The organism is Streptomyces sp. NPDC044571, assembly GCF_040647115.1.
Taxonomy (GTDB): Bacteria; Actinomycetota; Actinomycetes; order Streptomycetales; family Streptomycetaceae; genus Streptomyces.
Map to the genome: position 1 here is coordinate 1 of NZ_JBEZBN010000018.1, position 17,797 is coordinate 17,797.

At 69.5% G+C, this 17,797-nt stretch carries 17 protein-coding genes; 4 read left to right on the forward strand and 13 right to left on the reverse strand.

What is annotated here, in order from left to right; translation table 11 throughout:
• Positions 1-1,089: 1,089 nt before the first annotated feature.
• From AB0B01_RS12090 to AB0B01_RS12100, 3 genes are all read left to right on the forward strand, one after another.
• Positions 1,090-1,740, forward strand: coding sequence for a helix-turn-helix domain-containing protein (locus tag AB0B01_RS12090; protein ID WP_361716251.1), 651 nt, complete (start codon positions 1,090-1,092; stop codon positions 1,738-1,740).
• Positions 1,734-2,153 (forward strand): hypothetical protein, encoded by a 420-nt coding sequence (locus AB0B01_RS12095; protein ID WP_361716254.1) that lies wholly within the window; start codon positions 1,734-1,736, stop codon positions 2,151-2,153. The genes AB0B01_RS12090 and AB0B01_RS12095 overlap by 7 nt, the downstream gene beginning before the upstream one ends.
• 534 nt (positions 2,154-2,687) lie before the next feature.
• A complete protein-coding gene (locus AB0B01_RS12100; protein WP_361716257.1) occupies positions 2,688-3,311 on the forward strand; it encodes a hypothetical protein in 624 nt (207 codons plus the stop codon).
• 232 nt (positions 3,312-3,543) lie between these two features.
• On the opposite strand, the gene AB0B01_RS12105 is transcribed toward AB0B01_RS12100, so the two are convergent.
• From AB0B01_RS12105 to AB0B01_RS12125, 5 genes are all read right to left on the reverse strand, one after another.
• Positions 3,544-4,044 carry an NUDIX domain-containing protein gene (locus tag AB0B01_RS12105; protein ID WP_361716260.1) on the reverse strand — a complete coding sequence of 167 codons (501 nt, stop codon included), beginning with the start codon at positions 4,042-4,044 and terminating at the stop codon, positions 3,544-3,546.
• Between the two features lie 509 nt (positions 4,045-4,553).
• On the reverse strand, positions 4,554-4,859 hold the full coding sequence (locus AB0B01_RS12110; RefSeq protein ID WP_361716263.1) for a hypothetical protein: 306 nt from the start codon (positions 4,857-4,859) through the stop codon (positions 4,554-4,556).
• A gap of 664 nt (positions 4,860-5,523) precedes the next feature.
• Positions 5,524-6,651, reverse strand: coding sequence for a hypothetical protein (locus AB0B01_RS12115; protein ID WP_361716266.1), 1,128 nt, complete (start codon positions 6,649-6,651; stop codon positions 5,524-5,526).
• 47 nt (positions 6,652-6,698) lie between these two features.
• Positions 6,699-6,899 carry a hypothetical protein gene (locus tag AB0B01_RS12120; protein WP_361716269.1) on the reverse strand — a complete coding sequence of 67 codons (201 nt, stop codon included), beginning with the start codon at positions 6,897-6,899 and terminating at the stop codon, positions 6,699-6,701.
• Between the two features lie 138 nt (positions 6,900-7,037).
• Complete coding sequence (locus AB0B01_RS12125) at positions 7,038-7,364, reverse strand: hypothetical protein (protein ID WP_361716272.1); 327 nt, start codon at positions 7,362-7,364, stop codon at positions 7,038-7,040.
• Positions 7,365-7,551: 187 nt separating this feature from the next.
• Between AB0B01_RS12125 and AB0B01_RS12130 the strand changes: the two genes are divergently transcribed.
• A complete protein-coding gene (locus AB0B01_RS12130) occupies positions 7,552-8,550 on the forward strand; it encodes a helix-turn-helix transcriptional regulator (RefSeq protein ID WP_361716275.1) in 999 nt (332 codons plus the stop codon).
• Here AB0B01_RS12130 and AB0B01_RS12135 read toward each other — a convergent pair.
• From AB0B01_RS12135 to AB0B01_RS12170, 8 genes are all read right to left on the reverse strand, one after another.
• Complete coding sequence (locus tag AB0B01_RS12135) at positions 8,477-9,472, reverse strand: hypothetical protein (protein ID WP_361716548.1); 996 nt, start codon at positions 9,470-9,472, stop codon at positions 8,477-8,479. The two genes, AB0B01_RS12130 and AB0B01_RS12135, sit on opposite strands and share 74 nt — an antisense overlap.
• A gap of 18 nt (positions 9,473-9,490) precedes the next feature.
• Positions 9,491-10,525, reverse strand: a complete 1,035-nt coding sequence (locus AB0B01_RS12140) for a formyltransferase family protein (protein ID WP_361716278.1) — start codon at positions 10,523-10,525, stop codon at positions 9,491-9,493.
• Positions 10,522-12,441, reverse strand: coding sequence for an FAD-dependent oxidoreductase (locus tag AB0B01_RS12145; RefSeq protein WP_361716285.1), 1,920 nt, complete (start codon positions 12,439-12,441; stop codon positions 10,522-10,524). Before AB0B01_RS12145 ends, AB0B01_RS12140 begins: the two co-directional genes overlap by 4 nt.
• A 1-nt stretch (position 12,442) precedes the next feature.
• The gene (locus AB0B01_RS12150) at positions 12,443-14,458 is read right to left on the reverse strand and encodes a M13 family metallopeptidase (protein WP_361716288.1); all 2,016 of its coding nucleotides are present in this window, start codon (positions 14,456-14,458) and stop codon (positions 12,443-12,445) included.
• Positions 14,455-15,672, reverse strand: a complete 1,218-nt coding sequence (locus AB0B01_RS12155) for a cupin domain-containing protein (protein WP_361716291.1) — start codon at positions 15,670-15,672, stop codon at positions 14,455-14,457. Before AB0B01_RS12155 ends, AB0B01_RS12150 begins: the two co-directional genes overlap by 4 nt.
• Before the next feature lie 70 nt (positions 15,673-15,742).
• Positions 15,743-15,886 (reverse strand): hypothetical protein, encoded by a 144-nt coding sequence (locus tag AB0B01_RS12160; protein ID WP_361716294.1) that lies wholly within the window; start codon positions 15,884-15,886, stop codon positions 15,743-15,745.
• Positions 15,887-16,060: 174 nt separating this feature from the next.
• Positions 16,061-16,567, reverse strand: a complete 507-nt coding sequence (locus AB0B01_RS12165; protein WP_361716297.1) for a DinB family protein — start codon at positions 16,565-16,567, stop codon at positions 16,061-16,063.
• Positions 16,568-16,601: 34 nt separating this feature from the next.
• Positions 16,602-17,783 (reverse strand): cupin domain-containing protein, encoded by a 1,182-nt coding sequence (locus AB0B01_RS12170; protein WP_361716300.1) that lies wholly within the window; start codon positions 17,781-17,783, stop codon positions 16,602-16,604.
• Between the last annotated feature and the right edge of the window lie 14 nt (positions 17,784-17,797).

Below are 17,797 nucleotides of genomic sequence, written 5' to 3' on the forward strand. Positions count from 1 at the left end.
GCCGGGCGGGGCCGCTCCGCGTCCCCGCCAACTGCATTGGAGCCGGGGCGCCTTCGGCGCCCCGGGGGTCGGCCTCCGGCCGACCCGTGGCCTCCGCTCCGCTCCAGCCACCGCCCGCGCTCCGCACGGGCACAGACCAGGCAGGCAGTAGACCAGCCATCAGACCGGACGGGGGTTAGGCCCAAGCGGCAGTAGAAGGCAGGGGGTGACGGGCCGTCGGGGAAAGAGCAGGAGCATGGGGGCCGACCACTCAGACGGGGGAGGCCAGCTCCGCGCGTCGGAGACCAATGCGTCAAATTGAGAGCTAGATTGGTTCTGGAATGGATGACACCCAGCATTCCGCCACAAATGGCGAATAGACGGACCGCCATAGCCGCAGGAGAAATGTAAATCAGAGGTGGGTCGAGTCCCCGAGTTCAGTAAATCCAGCGCGGTATTAGATGGTAGCGGATTAGCTGCTGAGCAGAATTGACGTGGTGGAGTTGAGCTTCGCAGCAGAGGGATGGCAGCGAGTGGCCCGTGAAGGACCGTAGAGACCTGGAGGTGTGCGGGACAGGATGCGGGCCGCGCGGAGCGCTGCAGAGGGAGCTGGGGGCCTTCGCAAGTGAGCAGGGACGAACAACCGAGTGTCGCTACCGGGACGGGCCACCAGCTGCGTGCGCACCTGCCGGCGCTGAGGGGCCTGCCGTCGGCTGCGGGCCTTCAGCGCCTGGGGCCGGCGTCGGCGCCTTCGTGCGCGAGGCCCTGGTGGTTGTCGAAGCCTCGCGCACGTGCGTCTTAGGGAAAAGAGGGCTGCTCCGAGAAACCGCTCCTGACCTGCGGTTTCTCGGAGGGGTATGTGTCGGCGCTGACACATTGACCTGCGGAAATGTGTCCGTGGTGCCACACCGGCACCCATATTCGCCAAGCTGTCTTGTACAACTGTGCATCGTTGCTGGTGAGGGCGTGTTCCCCGGAAACAGGCCCGGAATCGGCCGTGTCGGCAGCGACACTAAAGCGCCACGCCAGCATGTACAAATCAGCCAACTGAGGTTGGACAACTGTTAGGGTCCGTTGCCACCCCAAGATCGAGGAACAGGACGACCGTCGATGGCCCCCCGCCCCAAGCGCCCTGCCTCCGGCCGCAGCACGGGCCGGATCGCCGCTGTTCAGCCCGGTAGCGACAGTGCCTTCCGCGAGACCCTGTCCTCTCGGCTGGGGCAGGACATCAAGCCGCCGACCCGCAAGCGGCCGGTGCAGCAGATGGACGTCAACGTCCGGTACACGTACCGTGCGCCGCATGAGATGTACGGGCGGTCCGGCTACAGTGTGGTCTCCAACGACTTCCTCGCCGACGTCCTGGCCGTGCTGATCGCCCAGCACGGCATGTCGCCGATCCAGTCCGCGGTGCTGCTGTGGTGCATCGGCCGCCAGCGCGAGGGATGGCTGAAGGCCACGCACAAGAAAATCGCTGCCAAGCTGGGCGTGGAGCGGTCGAACGTCACCCGGGCGCTGGGGCGGCTGGAGACGTGGCACATGCTCCAGCGCGTCGACACCGGCCTCATCTTCGTGAACCCGTTGCTCGGCTTCGAGGGCAACGGCGACGTACAGCAGGAGATCCTGGAGGCCCTGCGCCGGGGAGCGCCGGAGGGCGCCTTCCCCGAAGTGAAGCCGCCGCCGGCACCGCGCAGCGTGCAGCTGGAGCTTGGATCCGAGAACGGGGACGATGAGGCTGTCGACAAGGAGGGGCGGGCATGCTGATCCAGGCGAGCGCCGGTTTTGGAATGCTGTACCGGCTGGACCTCACCAAGGCCGCGATGGAGCTGCTGAGCGCCCTCATCGAGCGCCAGGAGCCCGGCGGTGAGGTGAATGCCTCCCAGGCCGAGCTGGGGGCCCGTGTGGGCCTCTCCCGCAACTCCGCGAACACCGCAATGGCGCTGCTGGAGAGCCGCAACCTGGTGCTGAGGCCTGAGGACCGCAAGTACCGCACGTACTACCTCCACCCGTACATCGCCTCCTACGCCTCCCAAGAGGAGCTCGTGGAAGCGATCGAGGACGCCTCCGAGCGCATCGCCACTGGCGAGTTGCCTGAGATCACCGCCCCCCTGTACGAGACGCCCCCGCCGAAGCGTCAGCCGCAGGCGCCTCTCCGGGCCGTCCGCGCCGCCGGGTAGGGCCGGTCCTACCCGCCGAAGCGGCGCCGCGCCTTCATCACGAGGAAGCGGCGCCGCTTTCGTGTGGGGGCGCGGTGTGTCAGATCCCTGCATACCCATCCCGCAGGAGGGGAATCAGGCAGGTCGATCAGCAACGCCGTTCGGATCCCGGCTCACGCACTGCGGCCCAACAGCGCCGCCTCTGGACGACGCCGCCACTCACCGCCCTCGCAACGGCCGCTCTGATGGACATCTCATTCCGGTTGCTCGCCTTGCCTCAGGCCGCCTTCGGCCAGGCCGTCAACGCCCTGCTCAGAAACGCTCCCCCACCCTCGGCACTCGGTTGGGGACGGACCTGGACCATGATCCGCACACGCGAGGTCCCTGCGTTCACGAAGGAGGTCCGGGCCTCGCTGCCCCCACCCTTCGTCCCGACCGCACGGGTGGGGCAAACCCACATGGCAGCGCGCTCGCCAGCCGATCGCCGCCGTCCGAGACCGCGGCTACCTCCCCGAGCACATTCCCCAATGGCTCCCGGATGACTGGTTCACCGTCATGGTCACGCACAGCGGCGGGACAGCCCTCGCCCGAAGCGCCGTCTTCCGTCGCTTCGCGGCAGTTCAACTCGTACAGATCGCCACAGGAATGCAGATGGACGGTGCTGCTGCGTTCCTCGGCATCCCAGATGACTGGCATCTCTCCGACGTCCACAAACGGAAGCTCCACCCCCTTCACCGCTACCAACACCGACAAGAAGACCTCGTGCCCGCCCTCGAAGGGCTCGGTCAGCACATCTCCCACCTTCGGGCACCTATCGATTACCGGGCCCGACGTTGTCGCTTCGCCGACTGGGCCTTGGACCCCGCAGCCTGGGGCGTCATCCAGGCTGGGCTGCCCCGCCCCCACCGCAACCGCTGGAACATCCCCGAACACGAGGTCGAGGGCCTGCTTCAGGAATGCGCTTCCGAGTTCATCTGGTCTCAGCTCACCGGCAGCGAAATGAGCCTCGCTCCAACGAGCCGGGACCTTGGCCCCGACGCCTCCGAGCCTGCCCAGGCCAGCCCGAAGGGCCTCATCCGGCACCGCCTCGTTTGGCCTCGCGGCTTTCCCTACTACCTCGAACTGCGATCGGCTCTCACGAACCACGCGCACGCGCTCGCCACCAGCAGTGACCAGTGAGCGAATCCTTGACCATCGACTCTTGGAGAACACGAACCGTGACCACAACGGCCACGAGTGGCTTTGCAGGTGAGTTTGGAGAACGTCCGTCGCTCAGCAGCGAGAACGCCCGGATCCACGGGAGAGTGATGTCGCTGGGTTCTGGAAACACCTGGGTGCTTGCTTCGGGACCACTCGCGCCCGAGCCGAACAGTCCCTGGGCTGAGGGGCCCGATCGAAGAGGCGGGAAAGGTCAGGACTGCGTGGTCCGGAACGCGAGATACCGGCTGAAGGCTTCATGGCTGTCGGGAGTGAAGCGCCACTCCAACAGGGCCGAGTGAAGCTCCGACTCGGTCAGCCAGCCATGCCAGGCGACCTCATCGGGATCGGGGGTCACAGCGTCGGGAACCACGGCTTCATGCACGCCGAGCCAGTGAGGGCTCAAGCCGCTGCGGTTGATGAACGTGAACAGCAAGCGCGGCAGGCCACGGATGCCCAGCTCTTCGACCAGCTCCCGCGCGGCAGCCTGTTCATAGGATTCGCCGGCATCCACGGCGCCACCGACCACGACCTCATAGAGCCCGGGGAAGCGCGACAGATGCTCCGACCGCCGATGGACGAGGATCCGGCCACGCTCATCACGACACACCGTCGAGGCGATTCGATGCAGCCACCCCTCCCGGATGGCCTGCCGACGGGTGACCACCCCCAGGACACGATCTTGACAGTCGACACGCTCCACCAGTTCATCCATGAAGCACACCCTGGCAGAACCCACTGACAACGCCGTCTCTCGGCGAGCTGTTCTCGGAACTCGACAACATTCTGGACCCGCTTGATCAACATCTGTTGCCTGAACTCGGCATCAACCGTTCTCGCGTTTCATCGACGAAGCCACCACGAGCCGCCAACTAGCGATCAACAACTCCGCCAACTACCAATCAACGCACTCAAGCTACCGGCGCCGATTCCTCACGCAGCCGCCAACCACCGATCAAAGTCACACGCAGCTCGGGGTTGCCAGTGAAGGTCCAGCGAGCCGCGCAGCCCCGCCGTCACCTCCGGTCCTGCGCCGCGGTCAGCGGCGGCCGCGCTGGTTCGGCGACGGCTTCCTGGTCCTGGTCGTGCTCGCCCATGACCATCGCCCTCCGCGTCGGCGGGCAGGTGTCAGGCGTACGGAAGCACGGGCGCGAGCTCCGTCTAACTGGGTCACACGCACAGCCCCCTACCTGCGGACACGGGGTGGGGGAGGCTTACAACCACTCAGTCCTCGGCCGGATCCAGCACCTCCTTCCGCGGACGCGGTACAGCGGCCGCGGAGCGCCCCGGTACCGGGTGCTGCCGCTTGCGGATGGTGGAGGCGCGCCCGGTGCGCCAGCGGGAGCAGTACATGCGGGGGGCGGCGGGCGGAGGCGGGTAGCGGCTGGGCGCAGACCGGGCAGTGGCCGGCTCCGATGACGGGGGCAGGCGTGCCAGCAGTTCGTTGGCTTGGTCCTCTTCCTCTTGGTCGTACGGGATGGCGTCGGCCTGGCAGCTGGCGAGGAGTTCAGCGACGACGGTGCGCAGCACGGCCAGGTCGCGGCGGCAGGTGTCCAGGAGGCTGAGGTACTCCTCTACGGGCCAGCTGGCGAGGACGCCGGAGCGGGTGAGGTAGAGGCCCAGGGTGTCGAGCCGATAGCGGTCGGCGGTGTCGAGGAGCAGGTAGCCGATCAGCTGGTTCGCGGTCTGCTTGGACAGCCCGCCGGCGAAGGGGTGCTTGGTGCGCTAGTGCTGTGGCCGGAAAGGTTTGCCGGGTCGCGGCGTCCGGTGCGGTGCATCGCAAGGCGGAGGGCCGCAGCTCGTACTGGACGTACTTGCGCGGTCCGACAACGCGGCGAGGTGCCGTGCCGGGGGTCGTGACCCGGTGAACCTTTCCGGTCGCAGCACTAGCTGCTGAAAGCCCACTGACATACCCGTGGCAAACCGACTGACGTTCTCGTGGCGACCTGTGAATGGGTGCGGTGGTGGCACTGGATGGCGTCAGCAGAGACGGGATGGATCTTCCTGCTCGTGCTACGCAGAGATAGTGATCATGGCTGTCGCGAGGTGACCGAGCTGCTGGTGTCAGGTGCTCATCGCGAGAATGACTGGCTGTCATGGGCGTGCCTGTTCACACAACAGTGCCACACAACGCCGAACATCCCAGTGACATCACAGCCTCACAGCCGCTGTCAGCACAGCCCGGTCCGTTCCGTCATGCTGCTTGTCCCGCCTTCCTGAGAGTGCCGCCGTCGGCGAGGTCACCCGCGAACTCCAGCCACGTGTGCGCATACCCCTGGGCCAGCTCGGCCACCGCCCTCCGGCAGTGCGGTGGCAGGGACGCGGCGATGTCCTCCCGGTTGCGGGCGAAGGCGGTGCACGCGTCGAGTATCCGCAGGACGGCCCGCCCCCTGTCGTTCAGGCGCAGCGACGGGTCCCGCCGCAGCGACTCAAAGAGCCCGACCAGCTCGGTCGGCGTCCGCCCCGGACCCCCTGCGGCACCCGGCCCCCGTCCTGCGGCCAGGGTGCTCCTCATGGGCTCGTCGGCCAGGACGCTCCCCATGGGCTCCGCGGCCGGCGCGAGACCCATGGGCTCGTCGGCCAGGACGCTCCCCATGGGCTCCGCGGCCGGCGCGAGACGGATGCGCCGCCCCTGCTTGGCCTGTACGGGACTCTCGCCGCGCCGCATCCGATCACGGACGTCCGAGACCGTCGCGGGCGAGATCCCGGCCCGCCGCGCGATCTCGCGCAGAGATGCCTCCGGATGCGCCCGCAGCAGGTTCCCCGCGATCTCCCGCCTGTGCGCGGGGTCCACCGGCCGTGCCCGGCCGTCGCGGCCGATCCGGCTGCCCGTCGGCCGGTGTTCCTGCCCGAGCAGCCGCCGGCGGATATCCGCAGCCTTCTTCGCCGACATGCCCGCGACCGCCGCCACGGCCCGGTCGGACCAGTCGGGGTGCGCCGCGAGGATCCGCTCGACCGCGGCCGAGCGCTCGCTCATCGACAAGGGCATCCCGTGGGCTACGTTGACCGCCACGGCCAAGAGGTGGCCGTCGTCCTCGCTGCCGTCGAAGAAGCGCGCTTCGATGTGCGTACGCCCGCGCAGGACCGCTGCCCGCAGGCGGTGCACCCCGTCGACGACGCGCATCGTGCCCCGGTGCACCAGGATCGGCGGCAGTTCACCAGGAGCTTCGCTCAGGGTCCGTACGTACTCCGCGACCTCGCCCGAGAGCCGGGGTGAGCCGCCCAGCGTGAGGTCGTGCACGGGCACGAGTTCGACGGGCCCCTGGAGCACCTCGTTACGGAGTTTGAGCACGTAGTCCGAGTTGCTGCGGGATGAGTTCACGACGGCTCCGGGTCGGCTTGTGGGAGGCAGGACAAGCGAGGGGTAGGTCACTGCCAGCCCGCGTCGTCGTTCGGACCGTCGGTGCCGGTCGCTATCCGGGGGCCCGGGTTCTGCCAGCCGGAGTCTTCCGCCTGGCTGGCCAGGATCTCGGCGCGCTGCCACCCCGAGTCGCCGGTGACAGACGTGGCCACCGCCACGAGAGCCGCCGACAGTGCGAGAACCGTCCCCAGAACCTTGGTACGTCGCATCCTCGTTCCACTCCTACGTCCGTACGTCACTACGTCAAGGGCTGTGCCCGAGAAGAGTCTCGTTCGTCGAGGGGCTGCGATGAAGGTCCCCGGGGGCGGGCAAAGCGGCCATGTCCGCCTGAGGACACGCTCCACGTTCTAATTCTCGGGAGCCGGCGGCTCCCACCATTCGAGAAGCGGCATAACGAGCGGAACTTCGGCGCGCCGCAAACGCCAGTCCCGCAACCGCGGGTGCCCATCGGCCGCACGCCGCCAGAGTTCGGCGGCTGCGGCTTCGGCGGATTCGATATCGGCCGCCCGCAGGAACACCCCGACCACGGGATGCGAACGGGCGTCGCCGTGGACGGCGACGTGGATTACGTCGGCACTGGTGGTAGCAGCGGCTGCGGCCAGACGGGTCGCATCCTCCTCCGACAGTAGGTCACTGCCAGGATGAGGGTCGAGGTGCACATGGACGAGATACATGGTGAGAGACCTCGCAAAGCAGCGGAGGCACGAGACCGGTCCGCAAAGGATGCCCGGTTTGACCGAATGCTTCCCTATGGAAAGCATTTGTCGGGGCAATTCTAGAAAATCGGGTGGCGGCTCGGATACTCTGCATCCAATATTTCGCTCACGGGGACGGAGTATATGTTCAACAGGAGCAATACCCATGCTTTCTAAACTGGGGATAGATGCGGTCACCGAAGCTGTCTACCGGTGCATGCTGGAGCACCCGCAGAAGGACGTTCCCGAGTGGGCAGCCGGACTCGGCCTGAGCGAAGACGAGGTACGGCGGGCCCTGCACCGGCTGAGCGAACTCGCCCTCGTGCGCGTCTCCGCCGAGGACACCTCTACCGTCCGCCCGGTCAATCCGATCCTCGGACTCGAAGCCCTGGTTGCTCGTCAGCAGGCCGAACTCGCGGCGCAGACCCAACAGGTGGAGGCTTCCCGGGCCGCCGTCGCCGAGCTCCTCGCAGAGTACTCCCACCGGCACTCCCCGACCTCCAAGGTCGGCATGCAGTACCTCGCCGGCATCGACGAGATCCGCGACCAATTGGAGGCCATCAACAGCGAGGTGCGCGAGGAGTTCCTGACCTTCGCCCCCGGCGGCCCGCAGAGCCCCGAGAACATGCGGGCCTCTCGCCCGCTCAACCAGCGACTCCTGGACCGCGACATCACCATGCGGACCATCTACCTGAGCAGCATCCGCCGGGATGCCGCGACGGTCGCCCATGCGGAATGGCTGGAAAGCCTGGGTGCCCAGATCCGCACCGTGCCCACCCTGCCCAACCGAATCATCATCTGCGACCGGCGGATCGCACTCATCGCCGCCAACACCGAGAACACGGCCGACGGTGCCGTCGTCGTGACCAGCCCGGGCATGATCGCCCTGCTTTGTGCTCTCTTCGACCACGTCTGGCAGACCGCCGAACCGCTGGGCGCCAGCCCGCGCCGCTCTCCCGGTTCGCTCGACAAGCAACAGCTCGAGGTGCTCCGCCTGATGGCCCAGGGTCGTACTGACGAGTCGATCGCCAACAGCCTGGGCGTCTCCACCCGCACGGTACGGCGCATCGCCAACGGTCTGCTGACCCATCTCAACGCGCGCAGCCGGTTCCAGGCCGCGGTCCACGCGGTGCGGCAGGGCTACCTGTCGGCCTCGCCGGAGTGACACCGGCACCCGCGCCGACACCGGCCGCCGCCGTGAGCGGCGCGTCCGGGCGGGTAAGGTGCCGGGCCAGACGCCGGTCGGCCTGCCGGTGCTCCGCGCTGAACCCCAAGTGCGCGACGGTGTCGAGCAGCCGCTCGTCCGAGGGCCTCGCCGTTGCCACGAAGGAGTGGGACTCCTTCAGACGGGCCCGCCCGCAAGACAGATCGGCCACCAGCAAGGTCCCCTCCGGTACGAGCCAAACGTCCCGTCCCGAGAACCGCACCCCCGCGGCCCGCGCGGCCGCGCCGAACCAGCCTGGGTTCGACGCCCAGTACAGGGTTCCGTCCCCGGCGAAGGCCACCGCCAGCGGACTGATCGCCGTACGCGCCAGCCAGAGCAGCTCCGGAAAGCGCCGGTCCACCCAAACCAGGGCGGCCCGCCCCACACAGTGCCGCAGTACCTCCAGGACGGCCTCCCGCACGCCCGCCGCCCCGTCGAGGGCCTGGAACAGCACCTCGGTGTCGGTCTCCCCGACCGGCGATGGCAGCGCGTACCGAGCGCGCAGAACCGCCACGTCGACGTCCCCGTTGTGCGTCCCGATCAGCTGACCCACCGCGAGTGGACTGGTGTTCACTAAACGGGGCGTACGGCCCTGCGTCGGGAAGCGGGTGTGAGCTAGCACCACCCGCGCCCCGCCCGGGCCGGCGCCGACGTCCCGTACCGGCCAGTCGGCCCGGTCGAAGCGGTCCAGCCGCTTGACGATCCGCCAGCCGCCCCGCGTGGTATCGGCCGCGGCCGGTTCCACCCGCGCCACCGGGACGACAGGACCGGACACGGTCAGGGCGAGGCCCGCCGCATCCCAGCCCCGCTCCACGGCGAGACCGCCCAGCTCCACACAGACGCGGCAGGCCGCCGCACCGTCCCCGCCGGGGCCGAGAACCATGCCGAACAACCCGCACATCTAACCGGCCCGCCCGCCGGACGACCTGCTCGCGACATTCCGGGTCGCAGTCAGCCGATCGGTGAGCCGGAGCATGTCGTCCCAAGTGAGCAGATGGCCCGGCGCGGCGATCTGCGCCGCGGCCCGCTCGCCCGTCTCCTCCCGACCGCCCAGGGCTTCCTGTACAGACCGTACGGACTCCGCCGGAAGCCGGTGGGCCCCTACCGCCCGCCGCAGCACAAGCAGCAGCTCCGGCAGTGGACGCCGGTCCCGGTGCCTGTATGTCGTCCCTTTGTCCTCCTGCGGCCGCACAGTCAGCGACCGACCCTCCTCCAGGACGAGTGCCAGCTCAACGAGCCGCAGCGCCGCGTGGTGCACCGATCTGCTGTAGAGCCGCTCGTCGGTGTCACCCGGTAGGAAGCCCGGCGTAACCCGGTCCAGGAGCGGGCCGGCGTCGAGCGTCGGCGTCACCAGGTGCAGGCTCGCACCGATTCGCTCCCAGTCCTGCGCCCGGTAGGCGAAGTACACCGCGTGGTTGCCCTTGTACTCGGGCAGCCAGCCGCCATGAATGTTCACCATCATGCCCGGCGTGGCCTCGATGAGCCGCCGCCCCAGAACGCTTGTCCCGCACACCACCGTCAGGTCCGGAGCCGCTTCGGCCACCAGCCGCCGGGTCTCCGCACTATTGACGGAATCCACCCGGTGCAGCGGCGAACCCGCCTCCGGCAGCCCCTCCGAGAGCCTGGCGAAGTAGGCGCGCCGCCACCGGGCTCGGCCGGTCAGCCGCTGTCGCCACCCCTGGTAGACGCGATATGCCAGATCGCTATGGCGGCCCTTGTCACGCAACCGCCGCTTCTGCGCCGCACCCGGCTCCACGACCGTCATAACCAGGTCGAGGCGGTCTGCCAGGAGCCGCCGCAGCCAGGCGTGCTGGGGGTCGTTGGAGGTCAGCAGCAGGACCCGCAGACGCGCCCCGTCGGGGCGCGCGCGGACCGCCCACCCACCCTCGGCGACGTCCCTAGTGTCCTCCCGTACGTTGTCCTGAGTGGTCGTCATGCGAGGGCTCCCGGTCGGTCCGCCGCGATGCGGGTCCCGGAGCCCGGGCCGCCGACGGCACCGAGGAAGCGCTCCGTCCGCAGCGGGTGGTAGAGGGTGTGCATCGGATGATGACGGCCACCCAGGGCGTACAGGACCGCCTCGGCGACCACCGGGGCCTGCGCGAACCCGCCTGTGTTGTGCCCGCCGGTCATGACGAACGCGCCCCGCTCCGCCCGCTCCACGTCGAACAGGCCCAGGTTGGACGCGGTCCACGGCCGCACGCAGTGCTTCCGGGTAGCCCGTAGCCCCTCCTCGCCGCCTGCCTGCTCGAAGGCCCGCGGGAAGAGCCGGCGTGCCGTGTCCGCCACGGCCGTGTGGATGGCGTCGAGCTTCTGCTCGTCGATGTTGTGCGGATCGGCGCCGGTCCAGCCGTACCCCGAGCCGATCATCAGAGCCGGACGGCCCGCCGCGTCCCGCCCGACCGTCACGTTGGCATCCTCCGCGACATGCCCACGGCGCGCCACCTTGAGAGAATGGCCTAGCTCCGGCTCAACGTTCGGCAGTGTCGCCCAGCAGCCGACGACACCGTGAATCCGGCCCGCGAGCCGCCCGCCCGCCAGGAGCCCGGTGCCACCGACGCCCGGCGAGAGCACGTAGTGGTCGTGGACGAGTGGCCCGTCAGCAGTCAGGACACCAGTCACCTGGCCGCCGCCACCCGTGCCGTCACGGAGCACCCGCTCCGCCCGCAGGCCGAATCGCAGGACCGCTCCGGCCGCTTCCAGGCCGCCGAGCAGCCGGGCCATGAAGTCGTGGACGTTCACGGTGAACCCGCGGACGAGGAGCCCGCCCGCGAAGATGCCACCCTCGGCCTCGGCGAGCCCCGGGAACCGCTCGCGGACTTCGTCCGCGCCGAACGCGGCCAGCAGGGCGCCGACGCCCCGCTGGCGCCGGTTCGCCGCGACCAGTTGGTCTGGGTCCTGATAGAGCCGCAGGATGTCCTCGCGCAGGTGCGAGCCCTCGAACAGCTCGGGCGCCGACCGCCGCCAGACGTTCCACAGTTCGCCGGCGCGCCGGTTCAAACCGAGGATGTCGCCGTTGTACGCGCGGGCAAGCCAGGCTGGCACCCGCTTGAACTCCCGTACCCACGACTGGTCGCCGTCCGGGTTGTCGGGGTCGGGGCGGATGTCCCAGCCGAGCTGGCCCGGTGGCCGGTCGAAGACCAGGTTGCTCTCAGTGTCGGCTGCGCTCTTGCTGTGGTAGTCGTCCATCTCGGTGTACGTGAACATGCGGGCGTTGCCGCCGCCACGCGAGCAGCCGTACTCCTGCCACGGTCGCCGTAGGCGGGGATCGGGCGCCGCGTCGACGACCGTCACTCGGTAGCCGTGGGCCAGCAGGGTCCGCGCCGTGACCAGGTTGACGACCCCCGCCCCGACGAGCAGCACCGAGGGCGCCCCCGCCGGGCGGGTCGGCCGCACTGGGGGCAGCTCCTCCTTTGCCTGCTCCTGGAGGAATCGCTCGGCGACCGCGAGCGCCCGGTACATACCGGCCTCCCGGTCAGCCGTCCGCACCGCCGTGAACAGCGTGACGTCCAGCGGCGCGAGCCGCTGCCCCGGTTCCGGGAGCATCGTCGGAAGCCCTGCCCCGACACCGCTCCGGGACGGCCCGCGCCGCAGTCGCACCACGGCCCCCGGAACCCCGTCGCAGGCAGCGTGCCAGGCCCGCAGCACGGGCATCGACAGCTCGCGGTCGGTGAGGATTACACGGGGTCGCAACCGCCTCAGGGCCGCTGCGAGCGCGTCGTCGTCGGCGGCCTGGAGGTCCGGCCGGAAGACGACCTGCCCGTCGGCCGACTGCTCCGCCGGGTAGTCGCTGAGAGCGGTCAGGGCGAGGATCTGCATGGGGGTTCTCCAAGGTCGGCCGACCTGGTCGCTCATCTCATTCGCTCCTCGGCGCCATCAGCGTGAACCGGTCGGCCGGCCGGATGTACATGCGGTCGCCCTCGCCGACCCCGAACGCTTCGTAGAAATCGGGTATGTGGCCGAGGACGCCGTTGCAGCGGAATCGGGGCGGTGCGTGTGTGTCGTTCTCCAAACGCTCACGCATCCGTTCCGGTGTGCGCTTTCCACGCCACATCGACGCCCACAGCACGAAGAACCGGCGCAGTTCACGGCGGCGGGCGGCTCCAGTCACCCCGCGGGAGGCCAGGTGCTCGTCGAACGCGGCCTGCGCCACCGTCAGACCGGCGATGTCGGCGATGTTCTCGGCCAGCGTGCGGGCCCCGCTGACCCGGCGGCCGCCGGGTCCCTCGGGCGCGTAGCGGTCGTACTGAGCCGCCAGCGTGGCAGTACGGCGGTCGAACTCGGTGCGGTCGACGCCGGTGCGCCAGGCGCGGACGAAGGCGTGCGCCATTTCGTGGCAGACGATCGCGCCGAGCACGGCGTGGTCGCGAGCCGGGTCCTTCCCGGCGGTGAAGACCGGGGGCCGCAGGAGTCCGGCCGGGACCACGACCTGGTTGATTCCGTGCCGGTAGTAGGCGGTGACTGCCTGCGGCAGCACCCGCCATTCGGCCGGGTCCGGCGGACCGGCGAGCCGGCTCAGCTGGTGGGCGAACAGCCGGGCCCGGCCGCGCTTGACGTTGCCAATCAGGTCGGCGGGGTCGGTGACCAGCGGGCCGGGCTCGGCCGCGGGTCCGGGCTGGCTGGGACGGAGGTGACCGTTGGTAGCAGGGCCGCCGAGGTCGAAGCGCATGTCGGCCAGCAGTGCCAGGTCCGCCGCCCGGCCCGCGGGGCTCTGCCAGTCGGATCCGGCCAGCCGGTCGCGGAAAGCGGTGGCCAACCGGTTCACCAGGGCGGTGGCGGATTGAAGGGTGTGCGGGTCCAGGTGGGTGCGCAGGTAGCGGGCGCCGACCAGGTCGCCTGCAGCGGTCTGGACGAAGGCGGTGGCCCGCAACCGGCGCGGCCAGGGCCGGCGAACGCCGGTCAGGTCCCGCCAGTAGAAGTTGAAGTGCTCGGAGAACATCCGGCGTGGCGCGAACGGGGCCATCTCGTGGACGTAGCGCCAGACCAGCCAGAGCCGCAGAGACTCCAGCGGGGTGGTGGCCCACCAGTGTTCGAGAGCGTCCAGAAAGCCGGCGGGCCGGATCCGCACCCGGGCGGTACCGGGTACTGGGCCGAGCTCCTCCAACCACTCCAGCCAGGGGAACCCACGGTCCCGGTTGGCCAGCTCGGCGGCAGTGCCGGGCATCGGGGGAACGTTAGGGGCACCGGCACCCGTGCTGTCCGGCGGGACGTGCCCGCCGGACAGCAGGGTCTCCGCCCGCAGGACGCGGGCTGCGGCCGTTTCGGCGTCGGGCAGCCCGGCGAGGGAGAGCATCGCTGCCACATGGGCGGCGTACCGCTCGCGCAGGCGCCCGCTGCGCACCTCGCGGTACAGCGAGGCGGAAGGCAGGCCGAGGCCGGACGGGGTGAGGTCGAGTACGTACTCTCGCGCGTCGACGGTGACGGCGGGGGCGGCGGCGCCGGTCACGCCTTGCGCCTGCAGCCGTCCCAGCACCTGGGCGAGTGCCCGTCGGTCGGGCACGGTGCGGATCGCGGCCAGGTCGCTGGCGAGGGGGCGGACGCCGAGCTCCTCGATCCGCGGTTCGTCCATGAAACTCGTGTAGAGGTCGTCGATGCGGCGCCCGTCCGGGTCGGTACCGGGGGCCCGCACCAGGGCGGCGACCTCCTCCTGCACCTGTTCGGCGAGGAGGGACAGCATGGTGGCCTCGGCCCGGTGCTCGGGCAGGACGAATTTTTCGGCCCAGCGGCCCGATGTGTACTGGTGGAAGTCATCCTGCGGGCGGACCGACAGGTCGAACAGTTCGGGCTCGGTGCCGTGAGTCTCGGCAGCGGGATCGAAGATTCCGGCGGACGGGCGGGCGGGGGCCGGGACAGCGGTTGGGGCGGTGGTCATCGGGGCCCGCTCCCCGCCCTGACGGTGGCCGGTTCCAGCAAGCCGAGCCGGGTCAGGGACTCGGCGGCGCGCACGGAGCGCGGGGCGGGGGCGCCCTGGAGCAGTTCCCCAGCCTGGACCGACCCGCCCCCCTCGAGCAGACGGAGGGTGTCGGCCACCGCATCCGGGACGGCAAGGGTGTGGCCGTTGACGGTCAGCTGTGTGCGGCCGCCGTTGCTCGGGCCGATCGCGACCGGGATCTTGCTGCGTCGGAGCGGGTCTTGCGGGGAGAGCCCGGAGAGGGAGGCCAGCCGCTCGAACTCACGGGGCCGAAAGGCGCCCGCCCGCTCCTGGCCTGCTGTGGTGAGCCGTGCCGCCTCTGCGGCGGGGTCCACCTGAGCCAGCCGTTCGACGAGCAGTCCGAGCTTGACTGCGAGCGCGGTAGCGACCGGGTCGTTGTCCGTGCCCGTGCTGTCCAGGTAGGGAACGTTGGCGAAGTCCTCGCCGGCGGTCAGCGCGTCCACCGTCTCGCGCAGCAGATCCCGCCAGCGGCGGGGGGTGACGGTGACCGATACGTGCAGGGAGACCAGGTCCCCTGCAGCAGCGGCGTGCGGGGTGCCGTACGGAAGGTAGAGCACGTCGCCGGGGTACAGGGTGGTTTCAAGAGCGGGCTCGCCGAGAGTGCCGTCGGGGTAGGTGGCAGGGTCGCTGCGGCGTTCGCCCGCCGGCTCCCAGACCCGCCAGCGCTTGGTGCCCTCCGTCTGCACGACGAACACGTCCACCGGGTCATGGTGCGGGGCGTAGCCCTCGTGGCCGGCGGGAGTGAGGAAGGCGACCGCCTCGGCCGGGGCGGCGAAGGCCTGTGTGAACGCCTGAACCAGGCGGCGGGCGGAGGGTAGGAAGTGGTGGAGGTAGTTCCAGGTGACTGTGCCGCCGGAGCGGAACAACTCGTAGACCTGCTCGGGCACGACGGCCTCGGTGAGTGCGGCGCCATGCTCGGCGGCCACCCTGGTGTAGGCCTTGCCGGGGATGCCCTGGCCGCCGCGGGCCACGCGGATGTAGGCGGGGTGGACGGTCTCCATGGCGACGAGGTCGTCGAGCCGGCTGACCGACACCAGCTCCCGGGCGCGGGCGGCGTCCAGCGCACCGCGGCGCAGCAGCGGGCGCTCGCCGAAGTGCCGTGAGAAGAACTCTTCGGTGTCTCCGACCAGTTCCTCGAAGGTCCAGTCCGTCACGATCCCGTCTCCCATTCGTCCCTGCGGCCAAAGGGGCGGCCGAAGCCGCCCCTTATGCCGCGACCGGCTATTACTGGATGTTCACGTGGTACGCGGTGGCCAGCAGCTCGGCGGAGGTCTCGATGAACTCGATGTCGTCGTAGGTGTTCTCCATGGAAATCAACTCCTTTTTTCTGGCCGGGTTGTTCCCGGCGTTGATGAAATGTTGTCCCACGGAGGGGGTTGCCGTCAACGAATACCGATGGTGTTCAACCTGTTCAACCGATGCCGCGCACGCACTTGAACGGGATTTCGGAAGGAAGTGGAGCGGAAACACGAAAAAGCCGTGCCTCACTGCCGGAAAGGGCAGTGAGGCACGGCATGAAAGGGTTTTGCAGGTGCCGGGAGTTTAGACCCCGGTGCTGCCGTCGATTCCCTCGCGGAGGAAATCGGCGTGGCCGTTGTGCCGGGCGTATTCGTGGATCATGTGGAGCATCACCCAGCGGAGCGAGACGTCGAGGCCGCGACGACGCTCGTGGACGACGAGCTCCAGGGAGCCGGCCTCCTTCTCGATGCGCCGGGCGTGCTCGACCTCGGCCTGCCAGGCGGCGAATGCCGCGGACACGCTCGCGTCGTCGGCCTCGTAGGCCGTCTGGAAGTTGAAGTCTTCGGACCACACCAGCGGAATGTCCTGCCCATCGACCACCCGGCGGAACCAGGACCGTTCCACTTCGGCCATATGCCGGACCAGGCCCAGCAGGGTGAGGGTGGAGGGTGGCATGGAGCGTGTGCGGAGCTGGTCGTCGGACAGGCCGGCACACTTCAGTTCAAGGGTCTGCCGGTGGAATTCCAGGTGGGCGCGGAGCATCTCGCGCTCGTCGGCGACGGTGGGCGGAGAAGTGCGTTCGATGGTCACGGCCGGATCCTCTCATCCGGATGGCGGGACCGGTTCAGGCTGCTACCTCCAGCAGGCCGATCCTGGCCAACCCCTGCGCGGTACGGGTGGCCCGCTCGGCGGGGACCCCGGGAAACACATTGGCGGCAGCAATCTGTTCGCCCGCCGAGAGGTCCGCCAGGCTGACGGCCACCGGCTCGGGCACGGCGATTCGGTGCCCGTTGACGGTGAGCTGGACCCGTCCGTGGTCGGGAGCGTCGAATTCCACGGTGGCGGCGGTGCGGCGCATCGGCGTGTCCGGTTCCAGGGCGTCGAGGCGGGCGGTGGTCCGGAAGGTGCTCCCCGCGGAGTTGCCGGGCATCCGGCGGCCGAGCTCGGCCAGGCGGTCCAGCTCCGGTCCGGGGGCGAGGGTGGCCAGACGCTCGGCAACGGCTCGCAGCTTCTCGGTGAACAGCGTCTCGGTGCCGACCGCACGGTCCGCGCCGATGAACGGGAACTCGTTGAACTCCGGGTCCCGTACCAGCTCCTCAAAGGTCTGCTTGAGCAGGTCCTTCCACATCCGCGGGCGGATCATGATGGAGAGGTGAACCGAGGCCAGCTCCTCGGCGGCGGCCGCGTGCGGGGTGTCGTACGGCAGGTAGAGGACGTCACCGGGCTCGAGCAGGACGTCGATGACGGGCTCGCCGAGCTGCTCGGCGGTGTACGAGGCCGCCTCACCGCGGCGTACCTCGGCCGGGTTCCACAGCCGCCACCGCTTGGTGCCCTCGGTCTGCACGATGAACAGGTCGACCGGGTCGTGGTGCGGGGAGAAGCCCTGCTTGCCGGCCGGGGTCAGAAAGGCCACACAGTCGGTCTTGGCACCGAACCGCTCGCTGATCACGCGTGTGAAGTCGCGCAGCGAGGTGTCGAGGTGGTTCAGGGAGCTCCACACGATGGTGGCGCCGGCCCGGAACAGCTCGTAGACCTTCTCCGGGACGATGGCGTCGGTGAGGTCGGTGCCCTGGACGGTGATGGTCTGGGTAAACCCCTGGTCGGGGACGCCGGCGCCCTTGAGGTTGGCCCGCAGGTAGGGCGGACGGATGATCTCAAGCTGGACCAGCTCGTCGAGCCGACGCAGCGAGAGAATGTCCTGGGGGGCCTTCAGCGCGCCCTTGCGCAGCAGCGGCTTCTTGTTGAAGTACTCGGCGAAGAATTCCTTCTCGTCACCAACCAGGTCGGCGAAGGTGTAATGCGTCATGCCGGTAGTCCGTT

Bases quoted from the DNA above. Each gene is read 5' to 3' on its own strand.
- AB0B01_RS12120 (WP_361716269.1), bottom strand. From the start codon at position 6,899: ATGCGACGTACCAAGGTTCTGGGGACGGTTCTCGCACTGTCGGCGGCT.
- AB0B01_RS12145 (WP_361716285.1), bottom strand. From the start codon at position 12,441: ATGAGCGACCAGGTCGGCCGACCTTGGAGAACCCCCATGCAGATCCTC.
- AB0B01_RS12125 (WP_361716272.1), bottom strand. From the start codon at position 7,364: ATGTATCTCGTCCATGTGCACCTCGACCCTCATCCTGGCAGTGACCTA.
- AB0B01_RS12090 (WP_361716251.1), top strand. From the start codon at position 1,090: ATGGCCCCCCGCCCCAAGCGCCCTGCCTCCGGCCGCAGCACGGGCCGG.
- AB0B01_RS12095 (WP_361716254.1), top strand. From the start codon at position 1,734: ATGCTGATCCAGGCGAGCGCCGGTTTTGGAATGCTGTACCGGCTGGAC.
- AB0B01_RS12170 (WP_361716300.1), bottom strand. From the start codon at position 17,783: ATGACGCATTACACCTTCGCCGACCTGGTTGGTGACGAGAAGGAATTC.
- AB0B01_RS12135 (WP_361716548.1), bottom strand. From the start codon at position 9,472: ATGGTTCTCGGCCCCGGCGGGGACGGTGCGGCGGCCTGCCGCGTCTGT.
- AB0B01_RS12130 (WP_361716275.1), top strand. From the start codon at position 7,552: ATGCTTTCTAAACTGGGGATAGATGCGGTCACCGAAGCTGTCTACCGG.
- AB0B01_RS12100 (WP_361716257.1), top strand. From the start codon at position 2,688: ATGGTCACGCACAGCGGCGGGACAGCCCTCGCCCGAAGCGCCGTCTTC.
- AB0B01_RS12150 (WP_361716288.1), bottom strand. From the start codon at position 14,458: ATGACCACCGCCCCAACCGCTGTCCCGGCCCCCGCCCGCCCGTCCGCC.
- AB0B01_RS12140 (WP_361716278.1), bottom strand. From the start codon at position 10,525: ATGACGACCACTCAGGACAACGTACGGGAGGACACTAGGGACGTCGCC.
- AB0B01_RS12105 (WP_361716260.1), bottom strand. From the start codon at position 4,044: ATGGATGAACTGGTGGAGCGTGTCGACTGTCAAGATCGTGTCCTGGGG.